The 16,847-nt window shown below is 54.5% G+C and carries 14 protein-coding genes; 10 read left to right on the top strand and 4 right to left on the bottom strand.

Going from position 1 to position 16,847, the window contains the following annotated elements:
- Nucleotides 1-25: 25 nt before the first annotated feature.
- The 3 genes from AB1598_02755 (at nt 26) to AB1598_02745 (ending at nt 2,884) form a co-directional block, all read left to right on the top strand.
- Nucleotides 26-307, top strand: coding sequence for an HPr family phosphocarrier protein (locus AB1598_02755; GenBank protein ID MEW6143917.1), 282 nt, complete (start codon nt 26-28; stop codon nt 305-307).
- Entirely contained in the window at nt 304-2,064 is a 1,761-nt protein-coding gene (gene ptsP, locus AB1598_02750; GenBank protein ID MEW6143916.1) for a phosphoenolpyruvate--protein phosphotransferase, read from the top strand. The genes AB1598_02755 and ptsP overlap by 4 nt, the downstream gene beginning before the upstream one ends.
- A 190-nt stretch (nt 2,065-2,254) precedes the next feature.
- Nucleotides 2,255-2,884: a LysE family transporter gene (locus AB1598_02745; GenBank protein MEW6143915.1), complete on the top strand. Its 630-nt coding sequence runs from the start codon at nt 2,255-2,257 to the stop codon at nt 2,882-2,884.
- A gap of 751 nt (nt 2,885-3,635) precedes the next feature.
- Here the strand turns inward: AB1598_02745 and AB1598_02740 are convergent.
- Together AB1598_02740 and AB1598_02735 are read right to left on the bottom strand one after the other, a co-directional pair.
- A complete protein-coding gene (locus AB1598_02740) occupies nt 3,636-4,562 on the bottom strand; it encodes a DMT family transporter (GenBank protein ID MEW6143914.1) in 927 nt (308 codons plus the stop codon).
- A 19-nt stretch (nt 4,563-4,581) separates the two neighbouring features.
- The gene (locus AB1598_02735; GenBank protein ID MEW6143913.1) at nt 4,582-5,508 is read right to left on the bottom strand and encodes a bile acid:sodium symporter family protein; all 927 of its coding nucleotides are present in this window, start codon (nt 5,506-5,508) and stop codon (nt 4,582-4,584) included.
- 196 nt (nt 5,509-5,704) lie between these two features.
- On the opposite strand from AB1598_02735, the gene AB1598_02730 reads away from it, so the two are divergent.
- The 3 genes from AB1598_02730 (at nt 5,705) to pyrF (ending at nt 8,815) form a co-directional block, all read left to right on the top strand.
- A complete protein-coding gene (locus AB1598_02730) occupies nt 5,705-6,082 on the top strand; it encodes a nuclear transport factor 2 family protein (protein MEW6143912.1) in 378 nt (125 codons plus the stop codon).
- Nucleotides 6,083-6,367: 285 nt separating this feature from the next.
- Nucleotides 6,368-8,074 carry a proline--tRNA ligase gene (locus AB1598_02725; protein MEW6143911.1) on the top strand — a complete coding sequence of 569 codons (1,707 nt, stop codon included), beginning with the start codon at nt 6,368-6,370 and terminating at the stop codon, nt 8,072-8,074.
- Between the two features lie 18 nt (nt 8,075-8,092).
- Nucleotides 8,093-8,815, top strand: a complete 723-nt coding sequence (gene pyrF / locus AB1598_02720; GenBank protein MEW6143910.1) for an orotidine-5'-phosphate decarboxylase — start codon at nt 8,093-8,095, stop codon at nt 8,813-8,815.
- Between the two features lie 768 nt (nt 8,816-9,583).
- Here the strand turns inward: pyrF and clpB are convergent.
- Nucleotides 9,584-12,217 carry an ATP-dependent chaperone ClpB gene (gene clpB, locus AB1598_02715; protein MEW6143909.1) on the bottom strand — a complete coding sequence of 878 codons (2,634 nt, stop codon included), beginning with the start codon at nt 12,215-12,217 and terminating at the stop codon, nt 9,584-9,586.
- A gap of 285 nt (nt 12,218-12,502) precedes the next feature.
- Here clpB and AB1598_02710 point away from each other — a divergent pair, with 285 nt between their 5' ends.
- Both AB1598_02710 and AB1598_02705 read left to right on the top strand, forming a co-directional pair.
- The gene (locus AB1598_02710) at nt 12,503-13,531 is read left to right on the top strand and encodes a nitroreductase family protein (GenBank protein MEW6143908.1); all 1,029 of its coding nucleotides are present in this window, start codon (nt 12,503-12,505) and stop codon (nt 13,529-13,531) included.
- Nucleotides 13,532-13,552: 21 nt separating this feature from the next.
- Nucleotides 13,553-13,750, top strand: a complete 198-nt coding sequence (locus AB1598_02705) for a hypothetical protein (GenBank protein MEW6143907.1) — start codon at nt 13,553-13,555, stop codon at nt 13,748-13,750.
- A gap of 119 nt (nt 13,751-13,869) precedes the next feature.
- On the opposite strand, the gene AB1598_02700 is transcribed toward AB1598_02705, so the two are convergent.
- Nucleotides 13,870-15,006, bottom strand: a complete 1,137-nt coding sequence (locus AB1598_02700) for an acyl-CoA dehydrogenase family protein (protein MEW6143906.1) — start codon at nt 15,004-15,006, stop codon at nt 13,870-13,872.
- 210 nt (nt 15,007-15,216) lie between these two features.
- Between AB1598_02700 and AB1598_02695 the strand changes: the two genes are divergently transcribed.
- Both AB1598_02695 and AB1598_02690 read left to right on the top strand, forming a co-directional pair.
- The gene (locus AB1598_02695; protein MEW6143905.1) at nt 15,217-15,423 is read left to right on the top strand and encodes a dodecin family protein; all 207 of its coding nucleotides are present in this window, start codon (nt 15,217-15,219) and stop codon (nt 15,421-15,423) included.
- A gap of 888 nt (nt 15,424-16,311) precedes the next feature.
- Nucleotides 16,312-16,722: a hypothetical protein gene (locus AB1598_02690; protein MEW6143904.1), complete on the top strand. Its 411-nt coding sequence runs from the start codon at nt 16,312-16,314 to the stop codon at nt 16,720-16,722.
- The last annotated feature ends 125 nt before the right edge of the window (nt 16,723-16,847 follow it).

The raw sequence follows: 16,847 nt of genomic DNA, 5'->3' as shown, positions 1-16,847 counted from the left end.
ACATATCGCTTGAGGTTATCGACTGGTGCCGGAAACGGAAGTAGTCAGGGTTTTCACGATAAAGAATAAACTGGGTCTACACGCGCGAGCAGCCGCCGTTTTCGTAAGGCTGTCGAGCAGGTTCTCCTGCGACGTCAAGCTCGTAAAGAACGGGTACGAGGTAGACGGCAAGAGCATCCTCGGCGTGCTGTCGCTCGCGGCCGCAAAGGGAAGCGACATCAAGGTGATAACCAAAGGCGTAGGCTCCGAGAGTGCCATGAACGAGATCGAGGAGCTCATAGAAAGCGGATTCGGCGAGGGCGTATGAGGGTCGAAAGGAAAGGCATCCCCATATCCCCGGGGATCGCGCTCGGAAAGGTCGTGCTGCTCGACCGGTCGAGGATGATCGTCGAGAGGGTGCAGATCGACGAGAAGCTCATCGATGCCGAAAAAGAGAGGTTCCTCCAGTCGGTCAGGCGCTCCAAGGATCAGCTCCTCACTATCAGGGAAAAGCTCGAGCCGCTTGAGGCCGGAGACCACCTCCAGATACTGAACCTCAACATAATGATGCTCGAGGACGAGCTCCTCGCGGAAGAAGTGCTCAGGTTCATAGAGACCGAGCGCGTAAACGCCGAGTGGGCCGTTAACCACATACTCTCGGTAAAGAGCGAGGCCTTCAGGAAGGTCGAGGACCAGTACATGAAGGAGAGGCTCGCCGATATCTATTACATGGGGCAGAGGATACTCCGGAACCTCCACGGCGTCGCCGAGGACATACCCGACCTCGGGCACGATTCCGTTCTCGTGGCGCACGATATATCCGCGGTAGACGTGGTCGCGTTCGCGAAGCACCACGCCATAGGTATTGCGACTGATACGGGAGCTTCCACGTCGCACAGCGCGATCGTGGCGAAGTCCCTCGGTATACCAACGGTCATGGGTCTCGAGGACATAACGCTCAGGGCGAGCCCGGGCGACACGATCTTCATAGACGGTTTCAGGGGCATAGCGATACTCGACCCGTCCCCGGGCGAGCAGGAGGAGTTCAGGGAGCGCAGGTCGAGTCACATGGCGCTCGAAAAGAAGCTGTTAGAATACGCCAAGCTCCCCGGCAGGACGCTCGACGGGAAGGAAATAAAGGTAAACGCGAACATAGAGATAATAGAAGAGCTCACCCACGCCGTCTGCTACGGCGCCGAAGGCATAGGCATGTACAGGACGGAGTTCCTGTTCACGAAGTCCGATTATTTCCCTGACGAGGAAGAGCAGTACGAGAACTACAGGAAGGTGGTCTACGCGCTCGATTCCCCGCTCGTTACCATAAGGACCCTCGACATAGGGGGGGACAAGTTCCCCACGGGCATGGAACCCTCACCGAGGCTCAACCCCGCGTTAGGTCTCCGGGGCATAAGGTTCTCGCTCCAGGAGGAGCACGCTTTCAGGACCCAGATAAGGGCGATACTGAGGGCGTCCGACGGCAGGAAGGTGAGGATACTCATCCCGATGGTCTCCGACATGGCCGAGATATCCGAGACGAAGTCCATAATCTCCGAGACCGCCGCCGAGCTGGGACGGGAAGGCACATGGCAGATAGGGGTCATGATCGAAACCCCTTCCGCGGCGATAACGGCGTCGGATATATCCGAAGAAGTCGATTTCCTGAGCATAGGCACGAACGACCTCATACAGTACACGCTCGCAGTAGACAGGGTGAACGAGCACGTCTCCTACCTCTACACGCCTTTTCACCCGGCCGTGCTGAGACTGATCAAGGGCGTCATCGATTCTGCCCACTCGAACGGCATACCCGCGAGCGTCTGCGGGGAAATGGCGAGTCAGCTCCCGTGCGTGCCGCTGCTGGTCGGGCTGGGGGTCGACGAGCTCAGCATGAACACCCATTCCATACCCAGGGTCAAGAAGCTCCTGAGCACGATAACCGAGAAGGAATCGAGGGAGATAGCCGTGGAGTGCCTGAGGCTCAAGACAGGCCCCGAGATCAGGGAGCGCCTGACTAGGTCCATCATCGAGAAATGGGGGGACTCCTTACCGCCGGAATTCCTTACCGAGATCGTCGCCGCTTCGTGACGGCGGTTTCGGGACGCGGCCCGGAACGGCTCAAAACTCCGTGCACGGGACCATCTCCATGCCCGAAATTATTTAGCCTTCATAACGCTTTCATATTGATAATTGTTTTCAGGATAACAAATTTCCCCAATCTTATCCTCCACTTGAGAAAGATTATTTATATCGGGTATAGTGTTACCTAAACTTACGTATGGACTTCGCTATTTTTATCAAGGGAATAATAGTAGGCATCATCATAACGGCCCCGATAGGGCCTGTCGGGGCTCTCGTCGTCCAGCGCACCATAAACGAAGGCAGGAAATCGGGCATAGTCTCCGGTCTCGGCTCCGCTGCGGGCGACGCCGTGTACGCGGCGATAGTCGCGTTTGGACTCACGTTCATATCGGAGATGCTCATGGAGAGGGAGGCATGGGTGCACGCGATAGGCGGGATTATACTTTTCGTATTCGGACTGAGGGTCTATTTCTCGAAGCCGGCTCCATATTCCGAATCCAAGGTCGACAGGAGCCACTTCGGGACATTCGGTTCCGCGTTCCTCCTTACGCTATCGAACCCTATGGTCATATTATCCATCCTTGCACTATTCGCCATTATCGGCATTCACAAGCCAGCCGATTATTACAGGACCGCAGCTCTCCTCGTCGCGGGCATATTCACGGGCTGCGCGTTCCTCTGGACGGTTCTCTGCTACGTGATTTCCCATCTGAGGGGCAGGCTCTCCGAAAGGGGGCTCGTCATAGTTAACAAGGTGACGGGCATATTCATATTCGGCTGCGGGGCGTATGCCTTCATAAGCCTTATACGCCTCAGGATGGTGTAGGCGCAGAACCTGCGCTCGTGTACGATCCTCACGTGACATTTCAGCTTAGCCTATTACAAATCCAAGACCCGTTCGTCCTGCTTGCCTGATGTAACTTTTGCGAAGCTTAATGGTGTCTTTGCGAGGGAGCGCCTGTCCCGGCGTAGCCTTTAGGCGAAGCCGGATGCGACCGCGGCAATCTCATACTTTTTATCCTGTCATTCCCGACCCCGAATCAAGTTCAGGGCAAGTTCCGATCAGGAATCCAGTTCTTTAAATCCCCCTTAATCCCCCTTTTTCTAAGGGGGAAATTTCTATGTCAAGGTCCCAGAGAAAACCCGTTCGTGCTGCTTGCATTCAAATAACGATCATTCGAGTGTTTTAATTCCCTCCGCCTGTCCTGAACTTGATTCAGGATCTAAAAGGAGGGGAAGGGTGGATTTAGTTGTTAACACCTCCGTCCTTCGACCCTTCGACAAACTCAGGACAGGCGCGCAGCTCAGAATTATCTTGGCTCCATTATTGGGCTGAGCTGAGGAGCGACATAGGGATCGTATACGCGCGCAGGTTCTGCGCCTCAGGACGAACGGGTTAGGGTTCGCCAACGTATCAAACGTTAGAGACTCAGGAATGGCGCTCCTACAGTTATAAAACTACGAAAGGAAAAGATGAGATTCCCGATCGGTGTCGGGAATGACAAAATAAAGATGAGATTGCCGCGCTACGCTAACGACGTTAGCTCCGCTCGCAAAGACAGAAAAGAATTGACCGCTCACTCCCCCTCACCCAGGTCCTCGGGTTTCTCGGCCCTGAATACCACGAGGAAAATGACGCCGACTATTATCCCCGCGCCGCCGATCAGCTTTATGAGAGACGGTATCTCGTGGAATATGTAATATGAAAAGATCACGACGAATATGGATTCGAGAGGGAGCACTGCGGTCGTGCGGGAGACGTCTATGAGCTTTATGGCCTGGAACTGGCACGCCTTGGCTATATAAGCGCCCGTTATGCCGCCCAGGGCCATGTACATAATGTCGACGGGCCGGGGCGTCTGGAAGGTCCCGGTCGCTATCAGGTACACGAAGAGGAAGAGCGATACGCCGAGCGCCCTCAGGTTGGCGACCGTGTGCATGTTGAGATCCTGGCCTATCTTCTTCACCACGAAAGACAGGCTCGAATAACAGAGCGCGGCACCTATGGCTGTGAACGTGCCTATCAGGAGCGAGAACTCCCTCTGGTAGGCGACTATTATCCCGCCCGTGACGGTGATGACGACTCCCACGCTCTCCCACTTGTTGAGCCTCTCGCCTAAGAAGACCATCCCGAGGAGGAGAGAGAAAAGGGTCTGCGACTTCATGAGGAACGACGTGAGCGGTATGCCTATGGTCCTTATCGCGGTTATCCACATCACGCCGCTAACGGCAGTGAGTATGGAGCTCAGTATGAAGATGTTCCTGTACTTCCCGAGGCTCCTGAAATCGGCCCTTTGCGAAGGGACGGCGGCCACGACCGCGATAGAGCACAGGAACGCGCCGAAAAACCAGATGAACATCGTGGTAGTCGCGTCTATAGACCTGTCTGCCGCCCTTCCGAAAGCGTAGGAGAGCGCCGTGAAGAGGGCTGTCCCGACCAGGAACAGGTACCCGGAAAGAGGGAATTTCTCCCTCCCGTTCCTGACACCGTTATTTCCGCTCATCCGCGCGTTCTCCGGCTCGTCATTTCGTATGCCTCCTCCACCACCATGCAATGGCCGAGCCTGAAATATTGTGCCATACGCTGAATATGGCGGCAGGCAGCGCCGCGAGCGGGCTGAAATGGAGGTTAGCTAACGCGACGGCAAGCCCTGAATTCTGCATGCCTACCTCTATGGACACCGCCCTCGCTTTCCTGACGTCCATTCCGGAGAGCCTCGCTGCAGAGTATCCGAGCGCAAGCCCGATAACGTTGTGCAGCATCACAATCACGGCGACCGCCGGCCCGACCCTGGCGATAGAATTCGCATTGGCCGCGACTATCACGCCCACTATGAATATTATGGACAGCGACGAAACGCCCGGAAGCACGGGCAGGACGTATTCAATCCTTTTTCCGAGGAGGAGCCTCAGACCCGCGCCCAGCACGACGGGGAGGATTATTATTTCTAATGTAGATATGAACAGGTCGAGCGCGGGGACGTGAATCCACTGCCCGGCGAATACGTACATGAAGAAGGGCACCATGAGAGGAGCCATGAGGGTCGTAACTGACGTCATGGTGACGGAGAGCGCGACGTCTCCCCTTGCGAGATACGTGATGACGTTAGACGCCGTGCCGCCGGGGCAGGAGCCCACGAGCACGACGCCCGTCGCGAGAATGGGGTCGAGCTGAAACACCTTGGCGAGAATAAACCCGGTCACCGGCATTATACCGTACTGGGCGGCCGCGCCTATCGCTACGTCCCCGGGCCTCCCGGCGATCCTCCTGAAGTCCTCCCCGGTAAGCGTCATGCCCATGCCGAACATTATTATCCCGAGGACGGGCACGATAAGTCCCGTGAGCCCGGAGAATGGGGCCGGATAGAGGAATGTGATTACCGAAAACAGGATTATCCAGAACGTGAAGTAGTCGGTTACGAGGCTGTTAAGGCTGGAGACGTATTTCAATATGGCTTCTTCATAGTGAATTTTATAAGCAGGCTAAATTACATAAATAGAGATTAGGTGTCAATCGGCGCTGACTCATCGTTTAAATCTAATACCCCATTTCATTTCCAACCCGAATCTACTATAGTAAGAAGGCAGAGGATGATTTATGCGGCTGCATCATATTTGCAAATGACATGGACAGGAGGCGGGCGTCATGGCGAGTGGAAACGAGAAGGTTATCGAGCGCTTGATCAAGTGCATAAACGAGAGGAAGGTGGAGGTGATGGACGAGCTTTTCCACGAGGACGCAGTCATGGACTGGCCGCAGTCGGGTGAGAGGATAGTGGGGGCGGCCAACAGGCGGGCGATATACGGGGCGTTCCCGGCGCTCCCGACCATAACGCCCCGGCGGATGGTGAGCGCAGGCGAACTCGTCGTCGCCGAGGCGTCTTTAGATTACGGAGGCCCCGTGTACAAGGCCGTATTCATATTCGAGTTCAGGGACGGGAAGATAGCGAAGGAGACCGCATACTGGAGCGAGCCATTCCCGGCCCCCGACTGGCGGTCCCAGTGGGTCGAGAAGATGGATTAGGAAACGGTCCAATATCTTATCTGTCCCAATATAGACCCATGAATCCGGTAATGTCACTTTCTCGGGCTGCCGATGCGGAGTATTAAAAATTAACACCCCCACCCAAACCCGTTTTGGTTTGAGTGACACTGAGGCCGAAGTCGATTGACTTCATCAGCTTCGTTGTAGCTCCGACCGGTTCTTGCGCACGCTCAGAACCGTCCCTTCAAGGGGGAGGGAATCAAGACAACAAGCACGCATAATGAGTTGCATTTAGCCGCCGAATCGGTAATTTATACGGCTGACATGAGATATTCCCAATACTTTATCCCGACGCTCAAGGAAGACCCTGCCGACGCCGAGGTCGTGAGCCAGAAGCTCATGATAAGGGCGGGGATGATAAGAAAAGTCGCGGCGGGTATCTACAACTACCTCCCGCTCGGGCTGAGGTCCATTAGCAAGGTCGAGAACATAGTCCGGGAGGAGATGAACAGGGCAGGGGCGATAGAGCTCCTCATGCCCGCCGTCGTGCCGTCCGAGCTCTGGAGGGAGAGCGGCAGGTGGGATTACTACGGGAAGGAGCTTCTAAGGTTCAAGGACCGCGCAGACAGGGAATTCTGCATAGGCCCTACTCACGAAGAGGTCATAACGGACATAGTGAGGCGCGACGTACGCTCCTACAAGCAGCTCCCGATAAACCTCTACCAGATACAGACGAAGTTCAGGGACGAGATACGCCCCCGGTTCGGCGTGATGCGCGCCCGCGAGTTCATAATGAAGGACGCCTACAGCTTCGATGCGGACGTTGCCGGAGCGGAGAAATCCTATCAGCTCATGTACGACGCGTACGTGCGAATATTCGAGAGGTGCGGGCTCGAGTTCAGGGCCGTGCTTGCGGATACGGGGAACATAGGCGGGAGCTTCTCCCACGAGTTCATGGTGCTTGCGCCCACGGGCGAGGACGTCGTGATGAGCTGCGGGAACTGCGGATACGCGGCCAACCTCGAATTAGCGGAAATAGACTGGCACGAGAAAGGGGTCAAGGGGTCGAAGGAAGACAAGGTTGTCGTGGAGGTACATACTCCCGGCCTCAAGACCGTCGAGGAGGTGGCCGAGTTCCTGAATGTCATGCCTTCGAACCTTATAAAGACTATGATAGTCACGGCCGACGGCCAGCCCGTCGCTGCCCTCGTGAGGGGGGACCACGAGCTCAGCCTGACGAAGCTCAAGAAAGCGCTCGGCGCGGAGGTCGTAGAGCTCGCGACGGCGGCAACGATAGAAGAAGTCACGGGCGGCAGGATGGGGTTCAGCGGCCCTGTAGGACTCAGCATAAGGACCATCGCCGACAGGTCCGTATTGGGTATGGGCAGCTCCGTAACGGGGGCCAACAAGGAGGACTATCACATAATAAACGTGCTCCCCGGAAGGGACTTCCAGATAAAGGAGACGGGCGATATCCGTGTCGCGTCCGAAGGGGACAAGTGCCCGAGATGCAAGACCGGCTCGCTCACGGCGACGAGGGGGATAGAGGTCGGGCACGTGTTCATGCTGGGCACAAAATATTCGGAAGCGATGAACGCCACTTTTATAGACTCCGACGGGAAGGAGAAGCCCTACATAATGGGGTGCTACGGGATAGGGATAGGAAGGACGGTAGCCGCGGCGATAGAGCAGAACCACGACGAGAACGGCATGATATTCCCGAGGGCTCTCGCGCCGTTCGAGGTCACGGTGCTTCCGTTAAAGGTGAAGGACGTGGAGATCATGAACGCGGCCGAGAAGATATACGGGGAGCTTCTCGATAAAGGTTATGAAGTCATAATAGACGACAGGGACGTAGGCCCGGGGTTCAAATTGAAGGATGCTGAGCTGATAGGGATACCCATACACATAGCAGTGGGGCCGAGGACTATAAAGGAAGGGGAGGCGGAACTGAAGCTCCGGAAGGGCGGCGTTTCACGCAACGTGAAGCTCGATGAGGTCGTAAAAGAAGTGGAGTCGCTCCTGTCATAGATATATAATTCAAACCAGATGGCGAGACCAGACCTGAAACCCAAAGAGCGTATAATACTCGCTCTCGATTTCCCAGAGCTCAGGATAGCCAAATTCTGGGTCGAGAATCTCAAACACAAGATCAAGACGTTCAAGGTGGGGCCGATACTGTTCTTAGACGCGGGGCCGATAGGGATTAAAGAGTTCCGCGACATGGGAGCTGACGTGTTCCTCGACCTCAAGTTCCACGACATACCTTCGACCGTGGAGCATTCGGGGAGACAGGCGGTGCGCTATGGTGTGAGCATGTTCACGGTACACGCGCTCGGGGGCGTGGAGATGATGAAGGCCGTCTCTGAAGCCGTCGTCGACGAAGCCTCGCAACACAAGAGACATAAGCCGCTTGTACTCGCGGTCACGGTTCTTACGAGCCACGACGAGGCAAGCCTTAAGCGGATCGGCATTAATTCATCGACAAAGGATGCGGTTCTGAGCCTCGCTTCACTCGCCGACAAGGCGGGAGTGGACGGGCTAGTTTGCTCAGGCATGGAAGTGGCAATGCTGAGGAAGGAGTTCGGGGACAGGTTCACGCTGGTCGTCCCCGGAATACGCCCCGGCGGAGAGGCTCACGATCAGAAGCGTGTTGTGACTCCGGCGGATGCAGTGGCGAAAGGAGCTGACTACCTCGTCATCGGCCGGGCGATCACCGAAGCCGACAACCCCGAAGCGGTTGTGGATGAGATTGTGAAATCTATTTCCTAACCTAACAACTCTCCTGTCATTTCAACCACTGCTTCGAGCAAGCGAGAAGCAGGACGCCCTAGGCTGATTACTCATTTGCTTCTCAAACAGCATCCGGGTAGTAGAACATAAAACGGGAGAAATCTATCTTTATGCTTTTCGTTTTCAATTCCCTCCTTTGGAAAAGGAGGGTGAGGGAGGATTTTCTTTTCTTCCTTTTCTCTTAAAACCAAATCCCCCTGAATCCCCCTTTTTCTAAGGGGGAAAATACTAAGCAAGCCACCTTAACCGAAGCCGACAACCCCGAAGCGGTTGTGGATGAGATTGTGGAGTCGATTTCGTGATTTTTTATTTTTTTCTCCCTCCTTTGATGGTAAGGGTGAAAAACCGTCCATACTTCGACCCTTCGACTTCGCTCAGGACGGGCTCGCAACTCAGTATTATCTCGGCTCCATATATTTAACGAAAGCCGAAGTGTGACCGGGGAATCTTATATGAGCGCAGATTCTGCGCCTCAGTACGAACGGTTTTAGTTCTCATTGGATGTAGTTCTTTCCTGTCATTGCGAGCGTAGCGAAGCAATCTCATCTTTTGCAGTTAATTCCCTCCACCTGTCCTGAACTTGTTTCAGGATCCAAAGGAGGGGCAGGGTGGATTTGAAACGAATCGCACCAAGATGGTGCTCCTACAAGAAATAAAAATCCACCACAAATGTAGGAGCGGCTTCCAGCCGCGATACGTTATCTGTTAAACTCCCCCATCCTGAGGGAGTGCCCGGTTCGTTTTCGATTAACTCGCGGCCTTGGCCTTCTTCTCTTCCTTTTCCTTCTTCGGGGCCTTGACCTCTTTCGTCAGAATGAGGTCGTTGTTCTTGCCGACGTCGACGACGACGTGATCCCCCTCCTTGAACTCGCCCTTGAGAATCTCGTTCGCGAGCGGGTCCTGTATGAGCTTCTGTATCGTTCTCTTTAGGGGCCGAGCGCCGTAAACGGGATCGTACCCCTTCTCTGCGGCGAGGTCCTTTGCCTCGTCGGTCAGGTCGAGGTCTATTTTCTTCTCGGCGAGCCTCTTTCTCAGGTGCTCTATCTGAATATCGACTATCTTCTTTATCTGCTCCATGCCGAGCGCCCTGAATATGATTATCTCATCAACCCTGTTAAGAAACTCGGGCCTGAAGTGTCCTCTCACGACCTCCATGACGCGCTCTTCCATCGTCTCGGGGCGGTTTATGTACTCGTGAATGTACTCGCTCCCGAGGTTGGACGTCATTATGATTATCGTGTTCTTGAAATCTACCGTACGTCCCTGCCCGTCGGTCAGTCTGCCGTCGTCAAGTATCTGGAGCAGGACGTTGAATACGTCCGTGTGCGCCTTCTCAATCTCGTCGAAGAGCACGACGGAGTAGGGGCGTCTACGCACGGCCTCGGAAAGCTGCCCGCCTTCCTCGTATCCGACGTATCCCGGGGGCGCGCCAATGAGCCTCGAAACGGTGTGCTTCTCCATGTACTCGCTCATGTCGATGCGTATCATCGCGTGCTCGTCGTCGAACATGAACTCCGCTAACGCACGAGCGAGCTCCGTTTTACCTACGCCGGTCGGCCCCAGGAACATGAAGGAGCCTATGGGCCTGTTGGGGTCGGACAGTCCGGCCCGCGAGCGCCTGAGCGCGTTCGATACGGCCGTGATGGCGTTATCCTGGCCTATGACCCTTACGTGAAGGTTGTCCTCCATGTGTATGAGCTTTTCTACTTCACCTTCCAATAGTCTCGATACGGGTACGCCCGTCCACTTGGAGACTATGGCCGCAATGTCCTCGGCGTCGACCTCTTCCTTGAGCATCTGCTTCCCTTTCTGAACGGCAGCCAGCTCCTTGCTCAGCTCGTCGAGTTTCTTGTTTAGCTCGGGAAGTCTGCCGTAGAGGAGCTCGGAGGCCTTCGACAGGTCGCCCTTCCTCTGGGCGATCTCGGCGTCGGATTTCAACTGGTCTATCTCTTCCTTTATCTTCCGTATCTCGGTAATGTGCTCCTTCTCCCTCTTCCACTGGGCCTTGAGCGTGTTCGACTCTTCTTTCAGATTAGCGATATTCTTCTCGATCACTTGTAGCTTGCTCTTGGACGCCTCGTCCTTCTCTTTCTTGAGCGCCTCCCTTTCTATTTCGAGCTGCATAATGCGGCGCTCGATCTCGTCGATCTCGGTAGGCATGGAGTCTATCTCCATCTTGAGCCTGGCCGCCGCCTCGTCTATGAGGTCTACGGCCTTATCCGGGAGGAACCTCGCCGTGATGTAGCGGTTCGAAAGCACGGCGGCCGCGATAATGGCCTCGTCCTTTATCTTCACGCCGTGATGGACCTCGTATTTCTCCTTGAGCCCCCTCAGTATAGATATTGTCTCTTCTACCGAAGGCTCGTCGACGAAGACCTGCTGGAACCGCCTTTCGAGCGCGGCGTCCTTTTCAATGTACTTCCTGTATTCGTCGAGCGTGGTCGCGCCTATGCAGTGGAGCTCTCCCCTCGCAAGGGCGGGCTTAAGCATGTTGGACGCGTCGACCGCGCCTTCGGCCGCTCCCGCGCCTACGACAGTATGTATCTCGTCTATGAAAAGTATTACGTCGCCTTTCGATTCGGTGACTTCCTTGAGCACTGCCTTTAACCTCTCCTCGAACTGCCCCCTGAACTTTGCCCCTGCGAGAAGAGACCCGATATCGAGGGCGATGAGCTTCTTGTTTTTGAGCCCTTCCGGCACGTCCCCGTTAACTATCCTCTGTGCGAGGCCCTCGACAATGGCGGTCTTTCCCACGCCCGGCTCGCCTATGAGGACGGGGTTGTTCTTCGTCCTCCGGGAGAGCACCTGTATGACGCGCCTTATCTCGTCGTCGCGACCGATTACCGGGTCGATCTTGCCCTCGCGGGCGAGCTCCGTGAAGTCCTTGCCGTATTGCTTGAGGGACTGGAGCGTGTCTTCCGGGGACTGGCTCGTAACCGTCTGGCCGCCCCTTATGTCCTTGAGCACGCGGAGTATGCTGTCCCTTGTAATGCCGAGCCTCCTGAACTCGTTCTTGAGCTCCCCGGTTGCGTCCTCGGCGATTCCGAGCAGAAGGTGCTCCGTGCTTATGTACTCGTCTCCGAGGGATTTGGCCTCCTTCTCTGCCGTTTTGAACGCCTTGCTCAGCTCGCGGCTGAGATAGACCTGCTCGGACTCCCCCTGGACCCTGGGGAGCTTCGCGATCTCTCTCTGCGCGATCTCGCGGACTATGCCCGTGTTCACGCCTAACTTTCCGAGGATCTGTGTCGGTATACCGCCTTCTGCAAGAAGCGCCGTCAGGACGTGGGGTATGTCCACAACCTGGTTGCTCCCCTCCTGTGCGAGGGACTGCGCCTCGGCCAACGCTTCCTGCGCTTTTATAGTCAGTTTCTCGAATTTCATTATCTCACTTTCTCCGTTAAGTTATCGTTATCTAAATATAGTAATCAAAGCTCCGAATTCAACCCTGAATTATCAAATAATTCTAGACTATTGGACGATATAAGGGTAGGGCGCGGGCAGCACCCCCCGGCAGACTGCGGCAGCGGCCGGGCGCGGCATCGGGTTTCCGGCCGAAAATTAGTACTAATAGTCCCTTATTGCACGAATAACTTGACTTTTTTTTTCGGAAATAATAATATGGTTGATTGTCTGGTAAGAAAACACAATTTATATAAGGAGGCCGAAATGAGTACATTGATTTCCGACGCTCTCCCTCAGGCCAGTCAGGTCCAACCGCTTAATACTTTCGAAGCGATAGGCTTGAGGAGATCGATAAGATGGTATGAACCAAACAAGCCTGTCGAGAGATGGAAGGTACAGGCTATGCTTGAAGCATCAAGGCTCGCCCCGTCAGCCGGTAACTTCAACGGGCAGAGGGGCATAGTAGTTTACAGAGACGAAGACCCGGAAATCTGGGAATTCATCTCGGATTGGAGCCAGATAACGACGCAGATGGCTCCGATACTTATCTTCTGGTGCTATGACCTCGCGGCGTACGACACGCAGGGTCAGCAGCTCCACGACCTGATGAGGACGGGAGCCCTCGACAAGGCTCACGGATGGGAGTATGACCGCGTTAACAGGCTTTTCCCGCTGCCTGCCCTTCTCCCTGACTTCGTCCTTCACAGGCTCGCATGCATAGACCTCGGAAACGCGATACAGAACGCTATCCTCACTGCCACGGCCCTCGGGCTCGGCTGCTGCCTTAACGGCGCGAGCGGCGGAGCGAGGAGGAACGTCAAGGACAAATTCAACCTCCCGCCGTCGTACGTATTCTGCTGGCTGATGACCGTAGGGTATCCGTCCGAGAACCTCGACGGCGGCGGAACGAGGGGTCGCCCCCCGTTCGAGACGATGTTCTTCAAGGGCAAGGTCGGAGAGCCGTTCGAGAGAGATCCCAAGACAGTGAAGCTGCTCGAAGAGCTGAAGATGATCCAGACGCCCGGACCGACGCCGGGAAGGCTCGAGGAGATAAACAAGCTAACGATAAGGTTCGGGCTCGGAAAAGACGCCCTCACCGATTGGAAGCTCACGCCCTCGCAGCTCGGTGACCCAGTCAACGCGGTCGACAAGAAGGTGGAGCCTCTATCCCAGGCTGAACTGGAAGCGACTATTGTGGGCGCGAAGGAAGGCGACTTCAAGGTCGTTCCGACTGTGAAGAGAGAGGTACTCGACCAGTACAGGAAAGAAAGAGGCATCGGCGATACAGACTAAGAATATAAGGAGGTTCTAAAAATGGCTGAAGTTACGGTTAACATACCAGATCCGATATTGAACATCATAAAGAAACGGGCCGAATTGACGAAATCCACGCCCGAGCAGCTCATAGCCACGACGGCTATACTATGCTACGCGGCGGCTCACTACGATTCGTCGAAGTGGCTCAAGTTCCAGGACCCGAACAAGGGCGAGATGACGGCCCCCTGGAAATAAGGTCATTGCCAGTATCAGGATATTGAACAGGGTTACGATCAAGAACACAAAAAAGCGGGGAGCGTCTCACGATGCGTCCCCGCTTTTTATTTGTAATTTGATTTACGTTCTAAAGAGCCTTAGATCCCGAGCTCCCTCGCTATGACGATGTGCTGAATCTCGGACGTGCCTTCCGTAATGGAGGCGAGCTTGGCGTCCCTGTAATATCTCTCTACCGGGAACTCGACACCGTACCCGTATCCGCCCAGCACCTGCACGGCCTCGGTCGCTACCCACTGCACCACCTCGGCGGCATACAATTTAGCCATCGAAGCTTCCTTTAGAGCCTTCTTGTCGTTGCTGTAAAGCCATGCCGCCTTGAAGACTAAAAGCCGCGCGGACTCTATCTTCACCGCCATATCGGCGAGCTTGAAGCTTATCGCCTGGAACTTCGATATGTGCTTACCGAACGCCTCCCTTTCTTTCGAATATTGAAGCGCGAACTCGAAAGCCGCCTGCGCTATGCCCACGGACTTGGCCGCGTGCGTGATGCGCGCGCCTAGGAGCGTATCCATAGCGCCGTTGAACCCGCCCTCGCCGACGAGGAGGTTCTCTTCCGGTATCTCGCAGTTCTCGAACACGAGCTCGGCCGTGTCGGCCGACCTGTGACCGAGTTTGTGTATCTTGTTCTTCTCCGTGAAGCCGGGGGCGTCAGCGTCAACTATGAACAGGCTAATACCCGTGCCCTTTTTGGTCTTGTCCGTATAGGCGGCGACGATGACGAAATCGGCCATAGTGCCGTTCGTGATCCAGGTCTTGGTACCGTTGAGATGGTATTTCCCGCCCTTTTTCGTCGCCGTCGCTCGTATGCTCCTCGCGTCCGAGCCTGCGTCGGGCTCGGTCAGCCCGAGCGCGCCAATGACCTTTCCCTCGATCCCGGGTATAAGATACTTCTCCTTCTGCTCTTTCGTGCCGAATTTATAGACGGGCACGCAGGAGAGGCTCGTATGCGCGTTAATGCACATGGCTATGCCCGCGTTAATGCGCCCCATCTCCTCGGCGAATATGCATTCCGTCACCTTGTCCAAACCCACGCCGCCGTATTCCTCGGGGAAAGAGATGCCGAGGAAACCCATCTCCCCGAGCTTGGGGAATATCTGCTTGGGGAATTTCTCATGCTTCTCCGCGGCTTCCACGAGCGGCGCTATCTCGTTCTCACCGAAGTCCCGTATCGTATCCCTGAACATCTGCTGCTCTTCAGTAAACTCGAAATCTATAGGCATAGGGCCCTCCTGACATTATAAAATTATGCCCTCTAAAACGGGTGTCTTTTTTTGTGAGATTGATTATAGCATGATTATAAAATTTGTGTAATAAAGCCGATGGAAGGGGATAAATTTACCTTGACTTTTTTTTCCCATTTTTATTATAGTAGTAATGGGACCGGGGAGCTTGAGGTAATAAATCACACTAAGGAGGTATTAGCCATGGCTGTTGCAAGGATCACCGAGATTATTGGATCGTCGCCGAAATCGTGGGACGACGCGGTAAAGAACGCACTCGACAGGGCGAACAAGACGCTCCGCGGGCTCACCGGCGTAGAGGTAACCAAGATGAACGCCGCCATAGGCAAGGGCGGGAAGATCACCGAATACAGGGCGCACATCAGGATTACGTTCATACTGGAGGGCTAATAACCCCCGGTCGTTAATTGACGGAATCGTATTAAGGGGAGCGGTCCCATAAGCGCACCGCTTGACAGGTATGGGGTGTCAGGGATTCAAAATGCGGATAATTTCATTTATCCGCTTATGAAACACTATCCGGCCGCTCCCTGAGTTTAACGGCAAGACGTTGCCTATACTTAAATCTCCTTGTTTAACCAAGCACGCTTGAAGGCGTTCAGAACTGCACCCACTCCGGCTGCTTCTTTCAGTGTAACCAGAAACAGATCACGGTGAGCCCCATAGTAAGCTTATTATTTAGACATACTGGTAAATATTTATTGTTATCCCCACTCTGTTTAGATATAATGGAGTAAACCGTTAAAGGGGGCTAACCATGTTAATCGGGAACCGGCTCCTCTTTTTCCTGTTTTCATTCCTGTTTGCCGGATTTCTGTTTCTGTCATTATCCGAAGAGAGCTTTTCCGGACTCCCGACCCTCGGCGATTGCTGCCAATTCGAGCCTGATCAATGTTTTGATTTGGGTGAAGGAACCCCGGCATGCCGCATAGATAATGTAAGGCCGGGTGACTGTAACGAAGAAACAGGGTTGTGTGAAGTAACCCCGGCGCCGATCCCGACGCTCAACGAGTGGAGCTTTATAACCATTGTTATCGCACTGGGTATCGTCGGAGCAGCGGGGATATTCATTTACCGCAGACGAAGGGCGTCGGCTTAAGCAGGCCGCGATAAACCATTCCGTCTCTCCGAGTGCGCCTGTTATGGTTCCGTTCGTGAGGCGGTTCGCTGATTCAATCCAAAATCGACACTTCTTCATAACCGCGACCCCTCGCCACAAAGCTTGACAATCTCACACCGGATTTATAATAGTAGTATCACGTGTTAAGGAGCACCGAAATGGCGACTAAGAAGGAAAGCTCTGAAAACATCTTTGCGGAATTCATCAAGATCCTCGAGACCCAGAAGAAAGAGATCGAGAAGATCACCAAGCCGATACTCGAGGGCCAGAAAAAGGCCCAGGAGATGACGAAGCCCGTCATCGAGTACCAGCAGAAGCTCTTCATGGAATCACTCGAGCTCCAGAAGCAGCTCATGGAAAACATCATGGAGACCACGAAGCGGATGCTCCGGATAATGTCCGAGAGCCCTATGAAGTACGGCAGCGGAAGCTCCATGTCCGGACTCGGGATGGGGGACGACAAGTTCTCCGAGTACATGAGGAACATGCAGAAAATACAGGAGAGCTGGATGGAGCAGGTGAAGAACACCGCTTCCATGTTCCAGGACTTCATGAGAAAAGGGTCTTAAAAATAATCTAGCCATTGTTTCAGCTAGTTAGAAAGCAATCTTCAAGTAATTGCATATCTTTGAAGGCTTAGATAATTCTACTCTCTGAACTCATTTCCGCATTATTCACAACAGCAACCTCTGTT

Source organism: Thermodesulfobacteriota bacterium (genome assembly GCA_040754335.1).
Taxonomy (GTDB): domain Bacteria; phylum Desulfobacterota_D; class UBA1144; order Nemesobacterales; family UBA2774; genus 2-12-FULL-53-21.
The sequence above is the reverse complement of the archived record's forward strand: the minus strand, read 5'-3'. Positions and strand labels throughout refer to the sequence as shown.

What these genes read in the sequence shown, in the direction of transcription:
- ptsP (MEW6143916.1), top strand. Translation starts at nt 304, where the DNA reads ATGAGGGTCGAAAGGAAAGGCATCCCCATATCCCCGGGGATCGCGCTC.
- AB1598_02745 (MEW6143915.1), top strand. Translation starts at nt 2,255, where the DNA reads ATGGACTTCGCTATTTTTATCAAGGGAATAATAGTAGGCATCATCATA.
- AB1598_02740 (MEW6143914.1), bottom strand. Translation starts at nt 4,562, where the DNA reads ATGAGCGGAAATAACGGTGTCAGGAACGGGAGGGAGAAATTCCCTCTT.
- AB1598_02730 (MEW6143912.1), top strand. Translation starts at nt 5,705, where the DNA reads ATGGCGAGTGGAAACGAGAAGGTTATCGAGCGCTTGATCAAGTGCATA.
- AB1598_02725 (MEW6143911.1), top strand. Translation starts at nt 6,368, where the DNA reads ATGAGATATTCCCAATACTTTATCCCGACGCTCAAGGAAGACCCTGCC.
- pyrF (MEW6143910.1), top strand. Translation starts at nt 8,093, where the DNA reads ATGGCGAGACCAGACCTGAAACCCAAAGAGCGTATAATACTCGCTCTC.
- clpB (MEW6143909.1), bottom strand. Translation starts at nt 12,217, where the DNA reads ATGAAATTCGAGAAACTGACTATAAAAGCGCAGGAAGCGTTGGCCGAG.
- AB1598_02710 (MEW6143908.1), top strand. Translation starts at nt 12,503, where the DNA reads ATGAGTACATTGATTTCCGACGCTCTCCCTCAGGCCAGTCAGGTCCAA.
- AB1598_02705 (MEW6143907.1), top strand. Translation starts at nt 13,553, where the DNA reads ATGGCTGAAGTTACGGTTAACATACCAGATCCGATATTGAACATCATA.
- AB1598_02695 (MEW6143905.1), top strand. Translation starts at nt 15,217, where the DNA reads ATGGCTGTTGCAAGGATCACCGAGATTATTGGATCGTCGCCGAAATCG.
- AB1598_02690 (MEW6143904.1), top strand. Translation starts at nt 16,312, where the DNA reads ATGGCGACTAAGAAGGAAAGCTCTGAAAACATCTTTGCGGAATTCATC.